The following is a 21528-nucleotide window of genomic DNA, read 5'->3' as shown; positions in this document are numbered from 1 at the left end:
CCCCGCCCGTCGAACGTGACGGGCGGGGCCGCTGCCGTGTCGCCCGGGGACCGGACCGTCAGCCGTGTTCGACGACGGTGTCGGCGAGGACCGGGGCGTCGTCCCGTTCGACGGCGGTCGCCGCCATCCGGATCCGTCCCTCCCGCCGCCACAGGCGCACCCGCAGCGTCTCGCCCGGGTACACGACCCCGGCGAAACGGGTGGTGTACGACCGGACACGGGTGACGTCGGCGCCCAGCACCGTGTCGACGGCCGCCTTGAGGGCCATGCCGTAGGTGCACAGCCCGTGCAGCACGGGCCGGGCGAACCCGGCACGCGCGGCGAAGTCCGGGTCGGCGTGCAGCGGGTTGCGGTCGCCGGTGAGGCGGTACAGCAGGGCCTGGTCCTCGCGGACGGGCCGTTCCACGACCTCGTCGGGCGGGCCGGCGGGCGGTGCGGGACGGCCGGACGGCCCGCGGTCGCCGCCCCAGCCGCCTTCCCCGCGTAGGTGGACGTGCGCCTCCTCGGTCCACAGCGGGCCGCCGTCGTCGGCGGTCTCCGTGCGCAGCGCCAGGAGGGCCGCCGTGCCCTTGTCGTGGACGGCGGTGACCCGGGAGGTCGCGGTCACGGTGGCGTGGAGGGGGATCGGGCGGTGCACCGTCAGCGACTGCCCGGCGTGCAGCACGCGGGCCAGGTCGACGTCGACGCCCGGCACGGACAGTGCCCGGATCACGCCGGGCGGGCCGCCGCCCGCGACGGTGGCGAAGGCCGGCAGGACGTGCAGCCGGGACTCCAGGGTGTAGCGCAGCTCGCGGGGGTCGGTCGCGGGCACGCCCGCGCCGAGGGCGAGGTGGTAGAGCTGGACGTCGCGGGGACCCCAGGCGATCCGCCGGGAGTCGGGGGCCGCGGCGAGCGCCGTGGCTGCGTCGACGGGCATGGGGCTCCTCGGGGGCGGCGGTCGGCGGGGGCTGGGCCGCTCCCCCGCTGCGGCCCTCTGTATACGCCCTGCGCCTCCCACGGCGAAGGGCGCGGGCGGGTGGCGCCGGGCCGGCTCACGCCGGGGCGCCGCTTCCGCCTCCGTGCGCGGCGGTGCGCCGGGGCAGCCAGACCCACATCAGCAGCGCCCCGGCGACCAGCACCCCCGCTCCGGCGCGGAACGCCAGCGCGTACCCCTGGGTCAGCGCCTGCGGCGTCTCGCTGCCCGCCGACCGTGACGCCGCCACCGTCGACAGGACGGCGAGCCCGAGCGATCCGCCCATCGTGCGGGAGGTGTTGACCAGGCCCGACACCAGCCCGGCCTCCCCCGGCGCCGCTCCGGACGTGGCCAGGGCGGCCAGCGGGGTCGCGGCGAGCCCCGCGCCGAGCATCATGAGGATGCCCGGGAACATGATCGAGGTCAGATAGGAGCCGTCCGCGCTCATCGCCGACTGCCAGCCGAACCCGGCCGCCGCGACCAGCGTGCCCAGCGCGGCCAGGTTCCGCTCCCCGGTCACCGTCATGAGGCGGGGCGCGAGCTTGGAGCCCAGGACGACGGCGAGTGAGCTGGGCACCAGCGCGAGCCCGGCGTCCAGGGGGCTGTAGCCGAGCACGTTCTGCGCGTACAGCGTCATGAAGAACCACATGCAGAACATGGCCGAGCCGCACAGGAACATCGCCGCGTTCGCCGAGGCCACCGACCGCACCCGCAGCAGCCCGAGCGGCATCAGCGGCGCCGCCGTCCGCGCCTCGACGACGAGGAACAGCCCGATGAGGGCGAGGCCGGCCGCCAGCGGCAGCAGCGTGGCGGCGGCCGTCCACCCCCGCGTCTCGGTCTGCGAGATGCCGTACGCCAGGGTCGCCAGGCCCGCCGTCACCAGCAGCGCGCCCGGCAGGTCCAGCCGCCGTCCGTCGCCCGCGCGGCTCTCCGGGAGCCGGAGCAGGGAGCCGAGCAGCACCACCGCGCCCACCGGCACGTTGATCAGCAGCACCCAGCGCCAGGACAGCCCGTCCACCAGCGCGCCGCCGACCAGTCCGCCGGCGGCGCCGCCGCCCGCCCCGACCGCGGTCCATGTCGCGATGGCCCGTGCCCGGGCGGGCCCCTCCGGCACGGCCGCGGTCAGGATCGTCAGCGTCGAGGGCGCCAGCACGGCCGCGCCCAGCCCCTGCACGGCGCGGGCCGCCAGCAGCTGCCAGCCCTCCTGGGCCAGCCCGCCGCCGAGCGAGGCCAGCGTGAACAGCCCGAGCCCGGCCAGGAACATCCGCTTGCGGCCGTACAGGTCCCCGGCCCGGCCGCCGAACAGCATGAACCCGGCGAAGGCGATGGCGTAGGCGTTCACCACCCACTGGAGCCCCGGGCCGCTCAGTCCGAGGGCGGCCCGCATCGACGGCAGGGCGACGTTGACGACCGAGACGTCGAGGACGACGAGGAACTGGCCGGCGCAGGCGAGCGTCACGACCAGCCAGGTGGGCGGCGCGCCGCGGCGGGATATGCGGGCGGCGGTGTCGGCGGTTTCCAGCATGGGGGTCATGGTCTCAACCGGCTCGCGGTCCTTGCACCGGCATTTCACCGCCGCAGGGGGTCCTGGCCGGGGGACGCCGGCCCCGGCGACCGCCGCCACGCCCTGCTTCCTGCCCCTTTCCCGCCCCCTCCTGCCTCCTCCCGCCCCCTTCTGCTCCCTTCTGCGCCGAACCTCCCTGACTGATCATCAGATTTTCATGGAACGGTCAAGAATTCGTTAGCCTGTCGAAGCAACGGAATAGTTGCCCTGGCGCACGGGGTTCAGGTTGCACGTATCCCGTCGCCCCCCCTCGACGGCCCGATCAGCCGATCGCCCGGCCGTCTGATCGCCTGATCGCCTGATCGCCTGAGTACGACCTTCTGACCCTGCCGATCCTTCCGGCCCGGAGGCCATATACATGACGCTCTCGACGACCGACCGGCCCGCCCGGCGAGCCAGCGGGGCCGTCGTCCCCGTGCTCGCCTTCGCGGGCATCGTTGTCGCGGTGATGCAGACCCTGCTCGTCCCGGTCGTCAAGGACCTTCCCCAACTGCTGGACACCTCGCCCAGCAACGCCACCTGGGTACTGACCTCGACCCTGCTGTCGGGCGCCGTGGCCACCCCGATCATGGGCCGCCTCGGCGACCTCTACGGCAAGCGGCGCATGCTGGTCCTCAGCCTGTCGGTGATGGTCGCCGGCGCGCTGGTCAGCGCCGTCACCAGCCAGCTGCTGACGATGATCGCCGGCCGCACGCTCCAGGGCTTCGCCATGGGAGCCATCCCGCTCGGCATCGGCCTGATGCGGGACATGCTGCCCCGCGAACGGCTCGGCTCGGCGATGGCGCTGATGAGCTCCTCGATCGGCGTCGGCGGCGGCCTCGCGCTGCCCGCCGCGGCGCTGGTGGCGCAGAACACCGACTGGCACGTCCTCTTCTACGGCGCCGCCGGCCTCGGCGCCGTGGCCATCGCCCTCACCCTGCTCGCCGTACCGGAGTCCCCGCTGCGCGCCGCGGGCTCCTTCGACCTGCCGGGCGCGCTCGGCCTGTCCGCGGGCCTGGTGCTGCTCCTGCTGCCGGTCACGAAGGGCAGCGACTGGGGCTGGGGATCGGGCACCACGCTCGGCCTGTTCGCCGCGGCCGTCGTCGTCCTGCTGCTGTGGGGCCTGATGGAGCTGCGCCTGACCGCGCCCCTGGTCGACCTGCGCACCACCGCCCGCCGCGAGGTCCTGCTGACCAACCTCGCCTCCATCATGGTCGGCGTCAGCTTCTACGTGGTCTCCCTCGTCCTGCCCCAGCTCCTCCAGCTCCCCGCCGCCACCGGCTACGGCCTCGGCCAGTCGATGGTGGTCGCGGGCCTGTGCGTGGCCCCGCTGGGCCTGACGATGATGTTCACGGCGCCGGTGTACGCCCGCCTGTCCGCCCGCTACGGCCCGCGCACCACCCTCATCATCGGCCTGCTGGTCATCGCCCTCGGCTACGGCGGCGGCCTCGGCCTGATGGACGCCGCCTGGCAGACCGTCATCACCTCCGTGGTGCTGGGCGCCGGCATCGGCCTCGCCTACTCGTCGCTGCCCGCGCTGATCATCGGCGCGGTCCCGGCCTCCGAGACCGGCGCGGCCAACGGCCTGAACACCCTCATGCGGTCCATCGGCACGTCGGTGTCGAGCGCCGTCATCGGCATGGTCCTGGCCGACACCGCCCACGACGTCGGCGGCGTCGCCGTCCCCACCATGCACGGCTTCCGCGTCTCCTTCCTGATCGCGACCGCCGCGGTCGCCGTCGGCCTGGTCCTCGCCCTCTTCCTGCCCCGGCAGCGCCCGGCCTCCCGGCCCCAGCTGCGCGCGAGCAGCGAGGAGGACGCCGGCCTGGCCCGCGCCGAGGAGGTGCTGCGCGGCTTCCGCGGCCGGGTGCTGGACGCCGCGGGGGCACCGGTCGCCCGGGCCAAGGTCACCCTGATCGACCGTCACGGCCGCCAGGCGGGCGCCACCCTCTCCGCCGAGGACGGCAGTTACGCCCTGGCCGTGCCCGCGCAGGGCCCATACGTCCTGGCCGCCCGCGCCGCCGGCCACGGCCCGCTCGCCCACGCGGCGACGCACACCGGCGGCGACCACCCGGTCGACCTCGACCTGCCCCTGCCGGGCGAGACCGTCTCCGCCTGAGCCCCCGCGCCGTACCACCGCCGTACCCCCTGCCGCCCGCCGGCCGGGGGTACGGCACCATAGGGGCGCCCACCCCGCACGACAGACGCCGTACGGCACACGCGCCACGGCACCGCCGTACGACGTGTCCGTACGCCCCTTCCGGAAAGGCAGGCCCCATGCCCGCGGCGCCCGAGCCCGAGATCCTGGCCGCGTTCGAGGCCGCCAAGGGCTTCATGCCCACGCACGAAGGGCTCGCGCTGTACGCGGCGGCCGTCGAGGCGGGCCGGCTCGGGCTGCCGCTGCTGGAGGTCGGCACGTACTGCGGCCGGTCCACGATCCTGCTCGCCGACGCGGCCCGCCGCGCCGGGGTCACCGCGCTCACCGTCGACCACCACCGCGGCAGCGAGGAGCAGCAGCCCGGCTGGGACTACCACGACCCGGCGACGGTCGACCCCGAGATCGGCCTGATGGACACCCTGCCCACCTTCCGCCGCACCCTGCACCGCGCGGGTCTGGAGGACCACGTGGTGGCGCTCGTCGGCCGCTCGCCCCAGGTGGCGGCGGTCTGGAACTCCCCCCTCGGCCTCGTCTTCGTCGACGGCGGCCACACCGACGAGCACGCGGGCGCCGACTACGAGGGCTGGGCCCCCCACCTGGCCGAGGGCGGGCTCCTCGCCATCCACGACGTCTTCCCCGACCCCCGGGACGAGTTCACGGGCCAGGCCCCCTACCGGGTCTACCTCAGGGCCCTGGCCTCCGGCGCGTTCACCGAGGTCTCGGCGACGGACTCGCTGCGCGTGCTGCGGCGGACCGGGACGGGCAGCTGAGGGCGCCCCCGGCGCGGCGGGAGCGTCCGCGTCACCCGTCGGGCCGTTCCGGACCCCGGGCGCGGCGGGGCCGGCCGCTAGGGTGGCGGACGTGTCGTACACAGGACCGGACTTCGACCCTCCGCGGCCGCGCCGCTCCCCGCCGCGCCGCGCCCTGACCGTGGCCCTGGCCGCGCTGGTGCCGGGCGCGCTGCTCGGATGGGGCGTGTACGCGGCCGCCGGCCCCGGGGGCGGGGGCGGCGAGGAGCGGGCGGCGCCGGTGCCGTCCTCCAGCGCGCCCGCCGCCACCGGCGGTGACGCCAAGGAGCCCGCCGGGCGGGCCTCGTCGCCCGCCACCGCGCCGGCATCCGCGTCCTCGCCGGGCCGCCGGGCTCCGTCGCCGTCCGCGCCCGCCGTCTCCGGGCCCCTGAAGGGGAAGGTCGTCGTCGTCGACCCGGGGCACAACCCGGGCAACGTCCGGTACCCGGACGAGATCAACCGCGCGGTGGACGTCGGGACCCATCACAAGGAGTGCGACACGACGGGGACGTCCACCGACGCCGGGTACTCCGAGGCGGCGTTCACGCTCGACGTGGCGCACCGGTTGCGCGACCTGCTGGCGCGGCAGGGCGCCACGGTGAGGCTGACGCAGGACGGCGACCGGCCGTACGGCCCGTGCGTGGACGAGCGGGCGCGGATCGGCAACGAGGCGCGGGCGGACGCCGCGGTCTCGATCCACGCCGACGGCTCGGCCGCCGGAGACCGCGGCTTCCACGTCATCCTGCCCGGCGCGGTGCACGCGGGCGCCGCCGACACCCGCGCCATCGCCGGCCCCTCCCGCGACCTCGGCGAGCGCATCGCGGGGCGCTTCCTGCGGGTCACCGGCAGCGCGCCCGCCGACTACGTCGGCGGCGGCACCGGCCTGGTCACGCGCACCGACCTCGGCGGTCTCAACCTCTCGAAGGTCCCCAAGGTGTTCATCGAGTGCGGCAACATGCGCGACAGCCAGGACGCGGCGCTGCTGACCAGCGGAGCCTGGCGGCAGAAGGCGGCCCAGGGCATCTCCGAGGGAATCGTGGGCTTCCTGCGCGGGTAGCGTCCGGCGTGCCGGTCCCGGCGGACACACCGATCCCCCGGACGATAGTGTCGTCCGTACGATGAGGGGCCACCCCCGCGCTCACACCCGGGCCTGACGGCGACACGGTGGCTGCGACGCCTCAACCCACGACGAGACGACGACCTGCGAAGGACCTGAAGTGAATATCCGCTCCCTCACTCGAGGCGACGGCGTGGTGATCGGAGCAGCGGTGTTGCTGTTCATCGCGTCGTTCCTCGACCTGTATTCGATCGACGGTGCTCCCGACAGCATCGACTTCCCCAGCCTGTGGGGCAGCGGTCCGGTCGTCCTCGGGGTCGTCCTGGCGGGCCTCTTCGGCGCCGCGCTCGTCGTGCTGGCGCGCGGGCTGTCGCAGCCCCGGAAGGTGGCGGGTCTCGACCTCGGGCAGTTCGGTACGGCCTTCGCCGTCTTCGCCGCCTGGAGCGCGCTCGGCAACGTCTTCGACCCGGCCGGCGGCGCCAACAACCTGGGCGGCTCCTCCGAGGCCGGCCCGGACGCCGGCACCGGTCTCATCCTCGCGCTCGTCGCCACGCTGATCATGGCCGTCGCCGCGATCGCCACCCCGCTGGTCCCCGCCCTCAAGGGCGCCCTCGTCCCGGCCCCGCGGCCGGCCGCGCCGCAGCCCTACGGCGCCCAGCCGCAGGGCGGTTACGGCTACCCGGGCGCGCAGCAGCAGCCGTACGGGGGCCAGCCCGGACAGCAGCCCTACGGGGCCCAGCCGCAGCAGGCGGGCCAGCAGCCGCAGCCGGCCGCCGACTTCTCGCCGTTCTGGTTCGCCGTGCCGGTGCCGCGTCCGCTGTACGCGGAGGACGGCTCGCAGACGCCGATCGCGGAACTGGCGCCGGGCACCTGGTACCTGGCCGTCGAGCAGCGCGGTCCGGCGCTGATCGCGCAGACCCAGGACGGCCGCCGCGGCGTGCTCCAGGACACCTCGGGCATCCAGCGCGGCTGATCCCGCCGTGGCTCGCGGTGCGCGGCCCTCGCCCTGCCGGGCGGGGGCCGCGCGCGTTTCCGCTGCCCGGCCGCCCGGCGGTCAGAGGAAGATGGCGACCGGGTTGAGGGTCAGCTCGCCCGTCCCCCGGTTCCAGGTCTGCACCTTGCCCAGGCAGCGGGCCTGGAACTCCCCCGTGAAGTACTCGGCGTTCTGGAACCCCTCGCGCACTCCGGCCGCCTCGCAGGTGATCCGCACCCGGGCGCGCGGCTCCCCGTCGCCGTAGGGGGCGCTCAGCACGATGTCGCCGCTGTCGGAGCGGCGGGCGCTGAACAGGCCGGTGACCGACACGAAGGCCGAGACGACGGCGACGGCGGTCAGCGGCACCCGGTCCTCTCCGGCGTCCCGCAGCCGCTCGGCGAGCGCCCGGTTGGGCACGACCAGGCCGGTGGTGAGGTCGGCGTGCACGACCACGTCCTCGCGGCGCATGGTGTCCATCAGCAGCCGGATCACCGTGATCGGGGTGCTCTGCCGGATGTAGGCGGTGACGCGTTCCTTGGTGACGTCCCGGTTGGCCTTGGCGCCGCCGAAGCCCAGCTTCCCCCAGAGCCCCAGGCCGCTGGTGACGTTGATCCGGTCGGCGACCTCCTGCTCCAGCGCCGCGGAGAAGCCGCCCTGCTGGTACAGGTCCATGACCCGCTGCTCGTGCAGGAAGAAGCACATGCCGTGCACGGTGCGCCCGCCGCGACGGCGCCGGCGCGGCCCGCCCAGGCGCCGCAGCGCGTACCGGGCGAGGACGGTGAGCGCGGCCGCCGTCAGGGCCCAGACGGCCAGCCACGGCCACCACAGGCTCCACCACTGGCTGTCAGTGACACCCACGGATCTCCTTGAACGCGTCGGAGAGGGAGGAGAGGCCGGCGTCGACCATGCGGCCGCCGGTCGCGGCGGCGACGCGGCGCAGGGCACTCGCGTCGGCCTCTCCGAACAGGACGGGGAAGGTGGGCACCGCCCGCGCGTCGGCGCCCAGCGCCCGGTGGCGGCGCAGGAACGCGTCGTAGCCGAGGCCGGTGTTGTTCTCGCCGTCCGTCATCAGCACGACGGACACGGGTCGTTCGGGATGCTCGCGGACGGCCTTGGCGGCGATGCGGTAACCGTGGTCCAGCGCCGTCCAGATGGCCGTGGCGCCGGCGAAGCCCCCGTCGGCGACCGTCCGCCGCAGCCGGCGCAGGTCCGCCTCGCCCCGCACGGTGACGGTACGTTCCTCCAGGACCCGGCCGCCGAAGCGGACGACGGTCAGGCGCTCGCCCCGGTAGAAGCGGGCGAACTTGCCGGAGGGGGTGTCGTCGGCGCCGCTCAGCCCGGCGAAGGCGGCGCGCAGGCCGGCGATCCGGGCGCCGCGCATCGAAGTGGAGTAGTCCAGGACGAAGACCACCTGGCCGGCGCTGTGCCGCACCGGGTCGCCGTAGTCGTCGACCAGGCGCTCCACCAGGGAGAGCCGGTCGGGGAAGGACAGGGCGTTGCCGACGGGGGCCTTCAGGGGCGCGGACGGTTCGACGTCCTGGTTGACCGGGCGCCGGTGGGTGCGTTCCATCAGGCGCCGCTGCGCGTCGGCGCCGAGCAGCCACTTCGTCACCCGCTGGTACGCGGAGCGCCGGGCGGGGTCGAGGAGCAGCAGCGGGAAGTCGGACAGCACCATGCCGTCGTCGGGGTGGACGATGACCAGGGGCCGGGGCAGTTTTCCGGTGGCGTTCAGGGAGAGCAGTTCGGCCTCGTGGGCGATGAGGGCGTCGGCCGCCCGGGGGTGGCGCGCGTAGGTGTCGATCAGGTCCCGGGAGCTGGCGGCGGTGAGGGTCTGGCCGGAGCGGAAGCCGCGCAGCCGGTCGCAGGAGAGGTCCTCCTCGCGCAGCGCGCTGCCGGTTCCGGCGGCGGCGGTGGCGACGCCGACGAGCGCGGCCCGTCCGGTGTCGCTGCGCCGCGGGTCGGCCATCCCGAACCGGAGAGTGCCGTCGGCCGCGGCGTCCGCGATGTCGGCCCAGGAGATCCGGCCCTGCGGGGAGGTTCCGCGCACGGTCCGGGCGACCTCGGGGGTGAGGCCGACGACGACCGGTGAGCGCATGATGGCGGTGGACTCGGGCGGTCTCGCGCCGGTGTCCTGAAGGCGCAGCCGCAGCGACCGGTCGGAGGTGAGCCAGGCCAGGTCGTAGGCGTCCCGCCCGGTCCGCCGGCCGGTGAGGCCGTCGAGCCCGGCGGTCGCCTCGTACACCATGTCCAGTTCGACCCCGGTGTCCTCCTCCAGGTCGTCCAGCAGCCAGCCCACGTCGGCGAGTTCGGGGGCCGCGAGGACGCGCAGGGTGGTGTGCGGCCCGTCGTCGGTGCAGGCGGTGAGCGCGGTGGCCGCCAGCAGCAGGGCGAGCGCGGCGGCGAGGGCGCGGGCGAGGCGGCTCACGGCTCGTCCCGGACGGGCGGCGGGCAGGAGCCGACGTACTCGATGATGTCCTGCAGAACCTCCAGGTCGGGTTCGTAGACCTTGGTCTCGTCGCGGTTCGGGGTGGGCACCTGCACGCCGTGGTCCTCCAGGTAGGCGTTGAGCTGCTCGCTGGTGCCGTCCTCGCCGGAGAAGCGGACGCGGAAGCCGAGTTCTATGGCGCGCTCGCGCAGCTCCCGGTCCTCCTGGATCAGCGTCACCAGCCGGTCGCCCGCGTCGGTGAGCGAGATGAGCTGTGGTTCGGTGAGGGCGTAGGGGCTGGGGTAGAGCAGGACCCGGCTGGTGTCCTGCTCGCCGTGTTTCCGGTGGTGGGCGATCTGGTGGGCCAGATACTGGTGTTCGTAGATGGCCGACAGGGGCGCGATGCTCTCGCCGAGGTCGGAGAAGTAGCCGTCGGCCTGCTCGTCGGCCCACATGCCCTGGAGGTTGATGAGCGGTTTGATCTGGGCGGCCAGGCGCCGCACCGCGGCCTTGGCGCGGGCGGGGTCGTCGCTGTGCCGGGTCCCCGGGGTGCGGTTGCCGGCCGCGACGAAGGCCAGGATGCTCAGATAGGTGCCGGCGGAGTTGGACTCGCACACGCTGGAGGTGCGCACCAGGACGCGGCCGCTGTTGCTGCGGCGGCCGTCGTCGTCGAACCCGATGCCGTTCCAGGTGTCGGCCTCGCGGCCGGTGCCGTCCCCGGGGTCGCGGCGGTCGTCCGTGCCGTCCAGCAGACCGGTGAACGCGCGCATGTCGAGGTCGTAGTACAGCGTCGGCGCGCCGTCCGCGGTGCGCTGCGGGGTGGCGACGCCGGCCTTGACGAGGGTCTCGGCGTAGTCGCGGAAGGTGCCGATGACGAGCGGGGTGACGAAGGGGCGGGCCGAGCGGACCGAGCGGTTCTGCCGGTCGAGGATCAGCTTGGCGGCGGGCTGGCCGGAGGGGAAGACGACGTCCATGCCGTCCAGGGACTGGGTGGCGATGCCGCGGGAGCCGAGGCGGTGGATGTCGACGCGGAGGCCGTGGCGCAGCAGCAGCCGCCGCACCTCCGGGTCCCTGAAGTAGTCCGACTTGGAGGCCATGCGGGCCTCGATCGTGGTGATGTGCTCGAACGGCCGCAGGATGTTGCCGGTGACGAGCAGGGAGAACAGGCCGGCGAGGGCGACGGGCAGGGCGACGGTGACATGGCGGGGGACGCGGCGGCGTGCCCGGGGGCGGCGGGTGGTGAGCCGCGGTTCCTCGAAGGTGACGGATCTGGCGTCGGACACCGGCACTCCTGCCTCTCCAGGGGCCAGGATCATCGGGTACGCCGTCGAACGCGAGCCGCCGGAAGCCTCAACTCCGGGCGAACGCACGGCGAACGGCGGCCGGGCCGGGGTCCGGACGGCGTTCACCGGCCGCGGGTTTCACCGGTCCGGCGCGGGCAATCCGGGAGGTATGTCCCCTCGATATCGCAGCGGTGCGAGTCCGGCCGGCCGGTTCATCGCGGTCGTCGCCGACGTCATGGCGCTCATCCTGGGCCTGTGGATCCTGATGTACCTGCTGGACGCCAACCGCGGGAACGACCTCGTCCGGTTCGTCCACGACGCCGCCCGGTTCCTGGCCGGCTGGTCCCACGACCTGTTCACCTTCGACGCGGCCTGGGCCCGGGTGGTCTGCGGCTACGGTCTGGCGGCGGTGGTCTACCTGCTGGCCGGCCACGCCCTGGCGGGGTGGGTCCACCGGCACTGAGCGGTCAGCCGCAGCAGTCCGCCTCCAGCCCCCTCGGCAGGCGGTCGCCGCCGAAGACGGCGCAGGTGGCCTCGTGCCCGCCGAGCGCGGCGACCGCGAGGAGGAGGGAGCCGGCCGTCCAGGTGGTCAGCTCCCGCGGCCAGATCGCGCCGTCCTCGAAGACGTAGCCGGTCCAGTACAGGCCGCTGTCCGCGTCCCGCAGGTGCTGGATCGACTGGAGGATCTCCAGGGCGCGGTCGGATTCGCCCATCGCCCACAGCGCGAGGGCGAGTTCGGCCGACTCGCCGCCGGTGACCCACGGGTTCGGCACCACGCAGCGCACGCCGAGGCCGGGGACGACGAAGCGGTCCCAGCCCTCCTCGATGCGCGCCTTGGCCTCCGCGCCGGTCACCGCGCCGCCCAGCACCGGGTAGTACCAGTCCATCGAGTAGCGGTCCTTGTCCAGGAACCGCTCGGGGTGGCGGCGGATCGCGTGGCGCAGCGCGCCGGCCGCCAGCTCCCAGTCGGGCTGGGGCTCTTCACGCTGTTCGGCGATGGCGAGCGCGCAGCGCAGCGCGTGGTGGACGGAGGAGCAGCCGGTCAGCAGGGCGTCCGCCGCGGGCGTGCCGTCGGCGTCGCGCCGCCAGCCGATCTGTCCGCCCGGCCGCTGGAGCCGCAGCACCCACTCGATGGCCGCGTACACCACCGGCCACATGCGGTCCAGGAAGGTGTCGTCGCCGGTGGAGAGGTAGTGGTGCCAGACGCCTACGGCGACGTAGGCGACGAAGTTGGTCTCCCGGCCCCGGTCGGTGACCCGGTCGTGGGCGCCGTCGGCGTAGGCGGCGTACCAGGAGCCGTCCTCGTTCTGGTGGCGCGCCAGCCAGGTGTACGCCCGCTCGGCGGCCTCGTGTTCGCCGGCCGCGTCCAGCGCCATCGCCGCCTCGGTGTGGTCCCACGGGTCGAGGTGGTGGCCGCGGAACCACGGGATGGCGCCGTCCTCGCGCTGCGCGGCGAGGACGCTCCGCACGGTGGCGGCGGCCTGCGCGGCGGTGAGGACCCCGGGCAGGACCAGGTGTTCCGTCCGGGGCGTCGTCACGCGGCGTCCACCCGGGGCAGGTGGGGCTTGGTCGCGTAGGCCACGAAGCTCTTGCCGATGAGCGGGTTCAGCGCCCGCTCGGCGACCCTGGTCGCCAGCGGCTTCTTCATGATGTCCCAGACCAGCAGCTTGTGGTACGCCCGCACCGGCAGCGCCTTGTCGTTGTCGACGCCGAACGCGCACTTGAGCCACCAGTACGGCGAGTGCAGGCCGTGGGCGTGGTGGGTGCCGTAGGGCCTGAGGCCGGCCTCGCGCATCCGGGCGAGCAGTTCGTCGGCCTTGTAGATGCGGATGTGGCCGCCCTCGACCTCGTGATAGGCGTCGGACAGCGCCCAGCAGACCTTCTCGGGGCCGTAGCGCGGGACGGTGACCGCTATGCGCCCGCCCGGCTTGAGGACGCGGACCATCTCCGCGAGCACGCCCTTGTCGTCGGGGATGTGCTCCATCACCTCGGAGATGATGACGACGTCGAAGGACTCGTCGGGGAAGGGCAGCGCGAGCGCGTCGCCCTCCATGGCCGTGGCGGTGGCGCCCTCGGGGGCCTCGCCGGCCTCCTTCATGGCCGCGAACCACTTGGCGACCTCGCGGATCTCCTCGCCGTTGCGGTCCAGCGCGACGACCCGGGCGCCTCTGCGGTAGCACTCGAACGCGTGCCGGCCGGCCCCGCAGCCGAGATCCAGGACGCGGTCGCCCGGGGCGAGCGGGAACCGGGAGAAGTCGACGGTCAGCACGTGGCCCTGCCTTCGGGATAGACACCGGTGACGCTGGTGGGGACGCAAGACTCGGGGGCGGCGCCGTCCGCCGGGGCCGGGGACGCCGGGGCCGGTGCCGGTGCCGGTGCGGGGGCGGCTCCCGGGGTGGCCGCGCGGGCGATGGCCTCCCGGTAGTGGGCCACCGTGCCCTCGGCGGCCCGGGCCCAGGTGAAGTGCCGCAGCACGCGCTCGCGTCCGGCGGCGCCGAGCCGGGCCCGCAGCCCCGGGTCGCCGAGCAGCCGGCCCAGCCCGGCGGCCAGCGCGCCCGCGTCGCCGGGCGGCACGGCCAGGCAGGTCTCGCCGTCGCTTCCGGCGACCTCGGGGATCGCCCCGCCGGTCGTGGCCACCAGCGGCGTACCGGTCGCCATGGCCTCCGCGGCCGGCAGCGAGAATCCCTCGTACAGCGACGGCACGCAGGCGACCTCGGCCGAACGCACCAGGTCCACCAGTTCCGCGTCGGAGATGCCCTTGACGAATTCGACGGCGCCCGCGAGCCCGTACCGCTCGATCGCCTGGGCGACGGGCCCCTGCGCGGGCCGCTTGCCGACGACGACGAGATGGGCGTCCGGGTGCTCGGTGCGCACCTTGGCCAGCGCCTCGACCAGGAAGACCAGGCCCTTGAGCGGTACGTCCGCGCTGGAGGTGGTCACGATCCGGCCGGGCACCCGCGGCACCGAGGGGTCGGGGGAGAACAGGTCGGTGTCGGCGCCGATGTGCACGACGTGGACGCGGTCCTGACGTACGCCCAGATGGTCGACGATCTCCTGGCGGGAGCTGCCGGAGACGGTGAGCACCGACGGCAGGCGGCGCGCGACCCGCTTCTGCATGCGGGTGAAGGCGTACCAGCGGCGCACCGAGTAGCGGCGCTGCCAGGTCCCGGCCGCGTCCAGTTCCAGTCGCCGGTCGACGGTGATGGGGTGGTGGATGGTGGTGACCAGCGGGGCGCCCAGGTCGCCCAGCAGCCCGTAGCCGAGCGTCTGGTTGTCGTGGACGACGTCGAAGTCGCCGCGGCGGGCGCGCAGATGGCGGCGGGCGCGCAGGGAGAACGTCAGCGGCTCGGGGAAGCCGCCGGTCCACATGGTGGCGACCTCCAGCGCGTCGATCCAGTCGCGGTACTCGTCGCGCCCGGGGGTGCGGAAGGGGTCCGGCTGGCGGTAGAGGTCGAGGCTGGGCAGCTCGGTCAGGCGCAGGCCCCCGGGGTGGCCCTCGTGCTCGTCGAGGACGGGGTAGGGCTGGGCGCCGATCACCTCCACCTGGTGGCCGAGGCGGGCCAGTTCGCGCGAGAGGTGCCGGACGTAGACGCCCTGGCCGCCGCAGAACGGGTTTCCCTTGTAGGTGAGCAGTGCGATACGGAGCGGTCGCGAGCCGATGGGGGCACCTCCCTGCCCGGGCGCAGCCGAGAGCCCGGGGGACGCGAGGTCCGGGCGGGGACCCGCCTGACTGGCCTCCGCGGTCACTCCGTGCCCCCTTCTGCCTGCACTGTCCCGCGAGATTACGCCGGGACGCTGATCTGGAACAAGTTTCAGACTTGATCGTCAGAGGCTCGAATCTACCGGCAGGTAGGGTCGCTGTGGCCCGTGGATCAGGTGATTCGCGCCACGGCGGCCGAGGCGGACGCCATGGCCGGCGTGCCCCAGGTGACCAGGGCGGACGTGGTGGCGGCGGGCGACACGCCGGCCGCCGTTTTCCGCCCTCACCGAGCGGCGGGGGGCGCGCCGCCGCCGCATCCGGCGGGCGAGCGCCCGCCCGGCCGACCGGCCGGGCCTCGGTCGCCCAGGTGAGGGCCGGCATCGAGGCGGCGTGCCGGCGGCACGGGACGGGCGCGACAGCGACAGAGCTGACGGGCCCGGCGGCACGGAAGCGACGCGAACGCGACGGAACGGGGACCGGGGACCGGCGCACGCGAAAGGGCCTACGAGACGGGTTCCCTTCGCCGGTATTGCCCGGATCAGGTAGCTGGGGGTCGCCGTCCGGTCTCCCGACCTTCCGGCCTCTCAGCCCGACCGTCGACGTCGGCACCAGCGGAAACCGAGGCTTCACGCCGAAGTCGGCTACTCCGGTTGGACTCCCTCACTCGCCTCGTAGGCTGATTCCAGGATAATCCTTTCTTCCCCCGAGAGAACCCCCGGAAAGGGATTAATTCGGAGAAACAGTGCGGTGGTGCGGGAGCGGCGCCACGGCCCCGCACCGGCCCCCCGGGTGGCCCCGGGCGCCGCCGCCCGGCCGGGTAAAGTAGCCAGGTCGTCATCACACCCGTACGGGGGGAAGCCGGTGCAATTCCGGCGCTGACCCGCAGCCGTGAGCCGCCCAGGGCGGTGAGCCGGATCGCCCCGGGCGGGACGTGACCGGCTCACGTGCCCGGCGCCCGCCGGCGCACGGGCACCGTCGAGGTATACGGAGCCGAGCCGCCCGGGGGTGCCCCGTGCTGCCCGGCCCGCACAGGGAGAGGCACCGCCGATCATGAACGTCCGCCGCCGCAGCGCCGCGGCCCTGGCCGCCATAGCCGTGCTCGGCGCCGCAGCGCCCGCGGTCGCCGCCGGCCCGTCGCCGTCCCCGTCCGCGTCCGCGTCCGCGTCGGCCCCGGTCGGGCTGTACGGCACCGCCGACCCGACGTACGACGGCGTCTGGCGCCAGTCCCTCGCCCTGCTCGCGCAGGACACGGTGGGCGTCGAGCCCCCGGCGCGGGCCGTCGACTGGCTGACCGGGCAGCAGTGCGCCGACGGGGCCTTCGCGCCCTTCCGCGCCGACCCCGCCAAGCCCTGCGACGCCAAGACCATGGTCGACACCAACAGCACGGCCGCCGCCGTGCAGGCGCTCGCCGCGCTCGGCGGACACGACGCCGCCACCGGCAAGGCCGTCGCCTGGCTGAAGTCCGCGCAGAACAAGGACGGCGGCTGGGGCTACTCGCCGGGCGGCCCCAGCGACGCCAACTCCACCTCCGTCGTCATCGGCGCCCTCGTCGCCGCCGGCCAGAAGCCGGAGCGGGTCGCCCGGGGCGGCAAGACCCCCTACGACGCCCTGCTCGCCTTCGCCCTGCCCTGCGACGGGGAGGGCGAGGGCGCCTTCGCCTTCCAGCCGGACGAGAAGGGCGAGCTGTCCGCCAACGCCGACGCCACCGCCGCCGGTGTGCTCGGCGCCCTCGGCAAGGGCCTGGCCACCGGGCCCGGCGAGGCGGCGGACGCCGACTGCGCCGGTTCCGGCGAGCCCACCCGGCAGCAGGCCGCCGCCCACGGCGCCGCCTACCTCGCCCGGGCCGTCGCCAAGACCGGTCACCTCACCTCCGCGCTCCCCGGCGCCGCCGACCAGCCCGACTACGGCAACACCGCCGACGCCGTCGTGGCGCTCGCCGCGCAGGGCGGCGCCGAGCGGGCCGCGAAGCCGCTGCGCTGGCTGGAGAAGAACGCCGTGACCTGGGCCAAGCAGAGCGGCCCGGCCGCCTGGGCCCAGCTCGTCCTCGCCGCGCACGCCACGGGCACCGACCCCCGGGCCTTCGGCGGCACCGACCTGGTCGCCCAGTTGCAGGCGACCGGTCCCGGCGCGCCGACGGCGAGCGTGACGGTCACCGCGACGACCGCGAGCGAGGACGAGGAGAAGAAGGAGGACGGCAGCGGCGGCGTCGGCGTCTGGTGGTTCGTCGGCGCCTGCCTCGTCGCCGGTATCGGCATCGGCTTCCTGATCAGCGGCCGCAACCGGAAGCGGCAGCCGTGATCCGCCGCGCCGCCCTCCTGGGCCTGGCCGCGCTCCTGCTGATCGCGGGCGCCGGCCCGGCGCAGGCCGCCGGCTACCGCTACTGGTCCTTCTGGGAGCGCGACGGCGACCGGTGGACCTACGCCACCCAGGGCCCCGCCACCGCCCGCCCCGACGACGGCGACGTCCAGGGCTTCCGGTTCGCGGTGAGCGCGGGCTCCGGGGACGCGGACCAGCCGCGCGGCGCCGCCGGCTTCGCGTCGGTCTGCGGCGCGACGCCCGCCCGCGAGGGCAGCAAGCGGGTGGCGCTCGTCCTCGACTTCGGCACCGCGGCCGACGCCCCCTCCGGCGAGACCCCGCCCGGCCGCCGTACCGCCTGCGCCCGCGTCTCGCCGGACGCCACGACGGCGGACGCCCTGGCGGCCGTCGCCGGGCCGCTGCGCTACGACTCGGCCGCCCTGCTGTGCGCCATCGCCGGCTACCCGCGGACGGGGTGCGGCGAGCAGGTCGCGGACGGCGGGACGAAGACGTCCGCGGCCTCCGGCGCCCCGGCCGGGGGCACGGCGAAGGACGAGGGCGGGCCGTCGGCCGGGCTCCTCGCCGGCGCCGGGCTCGTGGTGGCGCTGGGCGGGGCGGCGGTGTGGCAGGCGCGGCGGCGCGGGAATGCGTGACGGCGCGGTGCACCCGGGTGCCTGGTGGCTGTGGGCGCTCGGCCTCGGGGTCGCCGCCACCCGCACCACCAACCCCCTCCTGCTCGCCCTGCTCGTCGCGGTCTCCGCGTACGTCGTGACGGCCCGCCGCCCGCACGCCCCCTGGTCGCGCTCCTACGACGCCTTCGTCAAGCTCGCCCTCGCCGTCATCGCCGTCCGTCTGGTCTTCACGGTCGTCTTCGGCTCCGGCGTCCCCGGCACGCGCGTGCTCGTCACCCTGCCCGAAGTGCCGCTGCCCGCCTGGGCGCAGGGCATCCGGCTGGGCGGCGAGGTCACCGCCGAGGGCCTCGCCTACGGGCTGTACCAGGCCATGAAGCTGGCCGCCCTGCTCATCTGCGTCGGCGCCGCGAACGCCCTCGCCAACCCCTCCCGTCTCCTCAAGGCCGTGCCCGGCGCCCTGTACGAGACCGGCGTCGCCGTCGTCGTCGCCCTCACCTTCGCCCCGCACCTCATCGCCGACGTGCGCCGCCTGCGCGCCGCGCGGCGGCTGCGGGGCCGCCCCGACAAGGGGGTGCGGGGCCTGCTCCAGGTGGGGCTGCCGGTCCTCGAAGGCGCGCTGGAGCGTTCCGTCGCCCTGGCCGCCGCGATGGACGCCCGCGGGTACGGCCGTACCGCGCGGGTCCCCGCCGCCGTCCGCCGCACCACCGCCGCCCTCACCCTGGGCGGGCTGCTCGGCGTCTGCGCGGGGACGTACGGGGTGCTGACCGCCGAAGGCGGCACGTACGGGCTGCCGGTGCTGCTCGCCGGGCTCGCCGCCGCCCTGGCGGGCCTGTGGCTCGGGGGCCGCCGCTCGCCGCGCACCCGCTACCGCCCCGACCGCTGGAACGCCCGCTCCGGGCTGGTCGCCGCCTCCGGTGCCGCCGCCGCGGCCCTGCTGGCCCTCGCCGGTGCCCGCGATCCGGCCGCGCTGAACCCGGGCGTGGTCCCGCTCACCGCGCCCGGCCTGCCCCTGTGGCCGGCGGCGGCCGTCCTCCTCGGGCTGCTGCCCGCCCTCGTCACCCCCGCCCCCGACCGGCCCGCATCCCCCGAGGAGGCGTCGTGATCCGCTTCGAGGACGTCCGCGTGACGTACGAGGGGGCGAGCCGCCCCACCGTGCGGGACGTGAATCTCACCGTCCCCGAGGGCGAACTCGTCCTGCTCGCCGGTCCCTCCGGGGTCGGCAAGTCGACCGTGCTGGGCGCGGTCAGCGGCCTGGTGCCGCACTTCACCGGCGGCACCCTGCGCGGCCGGGTCACCGTCGCCGGCCGCGACACCCGCACCCACAAGCCGCGCGACCTGGCCGACGTCGTCGGCACGGTGGGCCAGGACCCGCTGGCCCACTTCGTGACCGACACCGTGGAGGAGGAACTCGCCTACGGGATGGAGTCGCTCGGCCTGCCGCCGCAGGCGATGCGCCGCCGGGTGGAGGAGACCCTCGACCTGCTCGGCCTGGCGGACCTGCGCGACCGCCCGATCGCCACGCTCTCCGGCGGGCAGCGGCAGCGGGTGGCGATCGGCTCGGTCCTCACCCCGCACCCCGCGGTGCTGGTGCTGGACGAGCCCACCTCCGCCCTCGACCCGGCCGCCGCGGAGGAGGTCCTCGCGGTCCTCCAGCGCCTGGTCCACGACCTGGGCACCACCGTCTTCATGGCCGAGCACCGTCTGGAACGCGTCATCCAGTACGCCGATCAGGTCGTCCTCCTGCCCGAGGCGGGAGCGGCACCGGTCGTCGGCACCCCGGCCGAGGTGATGGCCGTCTCGCCGGTGTGCCCGCCGGTGGTGGAGCTGGGCCGGCTGGCGGACTGGTCGCCGCTGCCGCTGACGGTCCGGGACGCCCGGCGCCGGGCGGCACCGCTGCGGGAGCGGCTTGCCGGGCGAACGCCGCCCCGGAACACCCCGCCGGGCGGCACCGTGCCGGTCACCGCCGCGCCCGCCGCCCGGCCGGCCCCGGCCGCCCGGTGGTGGCCGCGCCCCCGGCCGCCCCGCCGGGCACCGGGACCGGTCCCCCGCTGCGGGCCCGCCGCCGAGGTCCGGGGCCTGACCGTGCGCCGGGGCCGGACCGAGACCCTGCACGGCGTCGACCTCGTCCTCTCCCCCGGCGAGACCGTCGCCCTCATGGGCCGCAACGGCGCCGGGAAGTCCACCCTGCTGTCGGCGCTCGCCGGGCTGCTGGAGCCGTCCGCCGGTACCGTCCGCGCCGCCGGCGCCGTGCCGCACCGGACGCCGCCCCGCGACCTGGTGCGCCGCGTCGGCCTGGTCCCGCAGGAACCCCGGGACCTGCTGTACGCCGACACGGTCGCCGCCGAGTGCCGGGCCGCCGACCGGGACGCCGGGGCGGACCCCGGCACCTGCCGCGCCCTGCTGTCCGGGCTGCTGCCGGACATCGCCGACGACACCCACCCGCGCGACCTGTCGGAGGGCCAGCGCCTCACGCTCGCCCTGGCCGTGGTGCTGACGGCCCGCCCGCCGCTGCTCCTGCTCGACGAGCCGACGCGCGGCCTGGACTACGCGGCCAAGGCGCGCCTGACCGGGATCCTGCGCGCCCTGGCCGCCGGGGGACACGCCATCGTGCTGGCCACGCACGACGTGGAGCTGGCCGTGGAACTGGCCCACCGGGTCGTGCTGCTCGCGCAGGGCGAGGTGATCGCCGACGGCCCGACCGCGGAGGTGGCGGTGGCCTCGCCCTCCTTCGCCCCGCAGGTCGCCAAGATCCTCGCCCCGCAGAAGTGGCTGACGGTGGCGCAGGTGCGAGAGGCCCTGTCGTGACCCGCCCCGCCCCGGCCGCCCCGACTGTCCCCGAGGCCCCCGCCGCCCCCGCGCGCCGGCGCCGGCCCCGGGTTGTCCGGCTCGGCCCCCGCTCCGTCGCCGCGCTGATCCTGGTCAGCGCGGTCGGCGTGGCCGGTTTCGGCTGGCCCTTCCTCGCCCCGCCGGACTCCCGGGTCGGCGCGCACGCCCAGGACGCGCCCTGGCTGTTCGCGGGGCTGCTGGTGCTGCTGGTGGCCGTGGTGGCGGCGACCATCGCGGAGTCCGGCCTCGGCCCGAAGGCGGTGGCGATGCTCGGCGTCCTGGCGGCGTCGGGCGCGGCGCTGCGTCCGCTCGGCGCGGGGACCGCCGGCCTGGAGCCGATGTTCTTCCTGATGGTGCTCAGCGGCCGGGTGCTCGGCCCGGGGTTCGGCTTCGTCCTCGGCTCGGTCACCATGTTCGCCTCCGCGCTGCTGACCGGCGGTGTGGGGCCGTGGATGCCGTTCCAGATGCTCGCGATGGGCTGGTTCACGATGGGCGCGGGACTGCTGCCGTTCCCGGACCGGCTGCGCGGCCGGGCGGAGCTGCTGATGCTGGCCGCCTACGGGTTCCTCGCCGCCTTCGCCTACGGGGCCGTGATGAACCTCCAGGGCTGGCCCTTCATGAGCCTCGGCTCGGGCATCGGCTTCCGCGCGGACGCCCCCGTCCTGACCAACCTGGCCCACTTCGCCGCCTACCACCTGGCCACCTCCCTCGGCTGGGACCTGGGCCGCGCGGCCGTCACGGTGGTCCTGACCTTCGCCCTCGGCCCCACGCTCCTCAAGGCGCTGCGCCGGGCCACGCGCCGGGCCGCGTTCGAGACGCCGGTCACCTTCGAGGACCCCGCGCCGGTGAACCGGCCCACATGACCTGGATCACCTACGACGCCGGGTCGTAGGCGC

The 21528-nt window shown here is 75.5% G+C and carries 18 protein-coding genes and 1 riboswitch; of the genes, 10 read left to right on the top strand and 8 right to left on the bottom strand.

Features of this window, described 5'->3' with window-relative positions; genetic code table 11:
• Positions 1 to 58 precede the first annotated feature (58 nt).
• Together AB0L74_RS01380 and AB0L74_RS01375 are read right to left on the bottom strand one after the other, a co-directional pair.
• Positions 59 to 916 carry a MaoC/PaaZ C-terminal domain-containing protein gene (locus AB0L74_RS01380; protein WP_365644199.1) on the bottom strand — a complete coding sequence of 286 codons (858 nt, stop codon included), beginning with the start codon at positions 914 to 916 and terminating at the stop codon, positions 59 to 61.
• Positions 917 to 1031: 115 nt separating this feature from the next.
• The gene (locus tag AB0L74_RS01375; RefSeq protein WP_365644197.1) at positions 1032 to 2486 is read right to left on the bottom strand and encodes an MFS transporter; all 1455 of its coding nucleotides are present in this window, start codon (positions 2484 to 2486) and stop codon (positions 1032 to 1034) included.
• Between the two features lie 388 nt (positions 2487 to 2874).
• Here AB0L74_RS01375 and AB0L74_RS01370 point away from each other — a divergent pair, with 388 nt between their 5' ends.
• From AB0L74_RS01370 to AB0L74_RS01355, 4 genes are all read left to right on the top strand, one after another.
• Positions 2875 to 4614 (top strand): MFS transporter, encoded by a 1740-nt coding sequence (locus AB0L74_RS01370; protein WP_365644194.1) that lies wholly within the window; start codon positions 2875 to 2877, stop codon positions 4612 to 4614.
• A gap of 158 nt (positions 4615 to 4772) precedes the next feature.
• Entirely contained in the window at positions 4773 to 5423 is a 651-nt protein-coding gene (locus tag AB0L74_RS01365; protein WP_365644192.1) for a class I SAM-dependent methyltransferase, read from the top strand.
• A gap of 91 nt (positions 5424 to 5514) precedes the next feature.
• Positions 5515 to 6498, top strand: a complete 984-nt coding sequence (locus AB0L74_RS01360) for an N-acetylmuramoyl-L-alanine amidase (RefSeq protein ID WP_365644189.1) — start codon at positions 5515 to 5517, stop codon at positions 6496 to 6498.
• A 160-nt stretch (positions 6499 to 6658) separates the two neighbouring features.
• Positions 6659 to 7471, top strand: coding sequence for a hypothetical protein (locus tag AB0L74_RS01355; RefSeq protein WP_365644186.1), 813 nt, complete (start codon positions 6659 to 6661; stop codon positions 7469 to 7471).
• A gap of 81 nt (positions 7472 to 7552) precedes the next feature.
• Here AB0L74_RS01355 and AB0L74_RS01350 read toward each other — a convergent pair whose 3' ends face one another.
• From AB0L74_RS01350 to AB0L74_RS01340, 3 genes are read right to left on the bottom strand one after another with little or no spacing between them, the layout of a single operon-like run.
• Positions 7553 to 8329, bottom strand: coding sequence for a hypothetical protein (locus tag AB0L74_RS01350; protein ID WP_365644183.1), 777 nt, complete (start codon positions 8327 to 8329; stop codon positions 7553 to 7555).
• Positions 8316 to 9896: a substrate-binding domain-containing protein gene (locus tag AB0L74_RS01345; RefSeq protein WP_365644180.1), complete on the bottom strand. Its 1581-nt coding sequence runs from the start codon at positions 9894 to 9896 to the stop codon at positions 8316 to 8318. Before AB0L74_RS01345 ends, AB0L74_RS01350 begins: the two co-directional genes overlap by 14 nt.
• Complete coding sequence (locus AB0L74_RS01340; RefSeq protein ID WP_365644177.1) at positions 9893 to 11179, bottom strand: hypothetical protein; 1287 nt, start codon at positions 11177 to 11179, stop codon at positions 9893 to 9895. Before AB0L74_RS01340 ends, AB0L74_RS01345 begins: the two co-directional genes overlap by 4 nt.
• A gap of 169 nt (positions 11180 to 11348) precedes the next feature.
• Here AB0L74_RS01340 and AB0L74_RS01335 point away from each other — a divergent pair, with 169 nt between their 5' ends.
• Positions 11349 to 11642 (top strand): hypothetical protein, encoded by a 294-nt coding sequence (locus AB0L74_RS01335; RefSeq protein ID WP_365644175.1) that lies wholly within the window; start codon positions 11349 to 11351, stop codon positions 11640 to 11642.
• 4 nt (positions 11643 to 11646) lie between these two features.
• Here the strand turns inward: AB0L74_RS01335 and AB0L74_RS01330 are convergent, their stop codons facing one another.
• The 3 genes from AB0L74_RS01330 to AB0L74_RS01320 are packed head-to-tail and all read right to left on the bottom strand — an operon-like array spanning position 11647 to position 14926.
• Positions 11647 to 12717 (bottom strand): prenyltransferase/squalene oxidase repeat-containing protein, encoded by a 1071-nt coding sequence (locus tag AB0L74_RS01330; RefSeq protein WP_365644172.1) that lies wholly within the window; start codon positions 12715 to 12717, stop codon positions 11647 to 11649.
• Positions 12714 to 13448 (bottom strand): class I SAM-dependent methyltransferase, encoded by a 735-nt coding sequence (locus tag AB0L74_RS01325; protein WP_044381231.1) that lies wholly within the window; start codon positions 13446 to 13448, stop codon positions 12714 to 12716. The genes AB0L74_RS01330 and AB0L74_RS01325 overlap by 4 nt, the downstream gene beginning before the upstream one ends.
• Positions 13442 to 14926 carry a glycosyltransferase family 4 protein gene (locus AB0L74_RS01320; RefSeq protein WP_365644168.1) on the bottom strand — a complete coding sequence of 495 codons (1485 nt, stop codon included), beginning with the start codon at positions 14924 to 14926 and terminating at the stop codon, positions 13442 to 13444. Before AB0L74_RS01320 ends, AB0L74_RS01325 begins: the two co-directional genes overlap by 7 nt.
• 804 nt (positions 14927 to 15730) lie before the next feature.
• Positions 15731 to 15800: riboswitch (cobalamin riboswitch) on the top strand.
• Between the two features lie 129 nt (positions 15801 to 15929).
• Between AB0L74_RS01320 and AB0L74_RS01315 the strand changes: the two genes are divergently transcribed.
• From AB0L74_RS01315 to AB0L74_RS01295, 5 genes are read left to right on the top strand one after another with little or no spacing between them, the layout of a single operon-like run.
• Positions 15930 to 17177 (top strand): prenyltransferase/squalene oxidase repeat-containing protein, encoded by a 1248-nt coding sequence (locus tag AB0L74_RS01315; RefSeq protein WP_365644165.1) that lies wholly within the window; start codon positions 15930 to 15932, stop codon positions 17175 to 17177.
• Positions 17174 to 17827: an SCO2322 family protein gene (locus tag AB0L74_RS01310; protein WP_365644162.1), complete on the top strand. Its 654-nt coding sequence runs from the start codon at positions 17174 to 17176 to the stop codon at positions 17825 to 17827. The genes AB0L74_RS01315 and AB0L74_RS01310 overlap by 4 nt, the downstream gene beginning before the upstream one ends.
• Complete coding sequence (locus AB0L74_RS01305; RefSeq protein WP_365644159.1) at positions 17820 to 18908, top strand: energy-coupling factor transporter transmembrane component T; 1089 nt, start codon at positions 17820 to 17822, stop codon at positions 18906 to 18908. The genes AB0L74_RS01310 and AB0L74_RS01305 overlap by 8 nt, the downstream gene beginning before the upstream one ends.
• Entirely contained in the window at positions 18905 to 20611 is a 1707-nt protein-coding gene (locus AB0L74_RS01300; protein WP_365644156.1) for an ATP-binding cassette domain-containing protein, read from the top strand. The genes AB0L74_RS01305 and AB0L74_RS01300 overlap by 4 nt, the downstream gene beginning before the upstream one ends.
• The gene (locus tag AB0L74_RS01295) at positions 20608 to 21495 is read left to right on the top strand and encodes an ECF transporter S component (protein WP_365644153.1); all 888 of its coding nucleotides are present in this window, start codon (positions 20608 to 20610) and stop codon (positions 21493 to 21495) included. The genes AB0L74_RS01300 and AB0L74_RS01295 overlap by 4 nt, the downstream gene beginning before the upstream one ends.
• Positions 21496 to 21528: the final 33 nt, after the last annotated feature.

It is taken from the genome of Streptomyces sp. NPDC052020 (assembly GCF_040680575.1).
In the GTDB taxonomy this organism is placed as follows: domain Bacteria; phylum Actinomycetota; class Actinomycetes; order Streptomycetales; family Streptomycetaceae; genus Streptomyces.
This window is presented reverse-complemented; position numbering and strand designations above follow the sequence as displayed.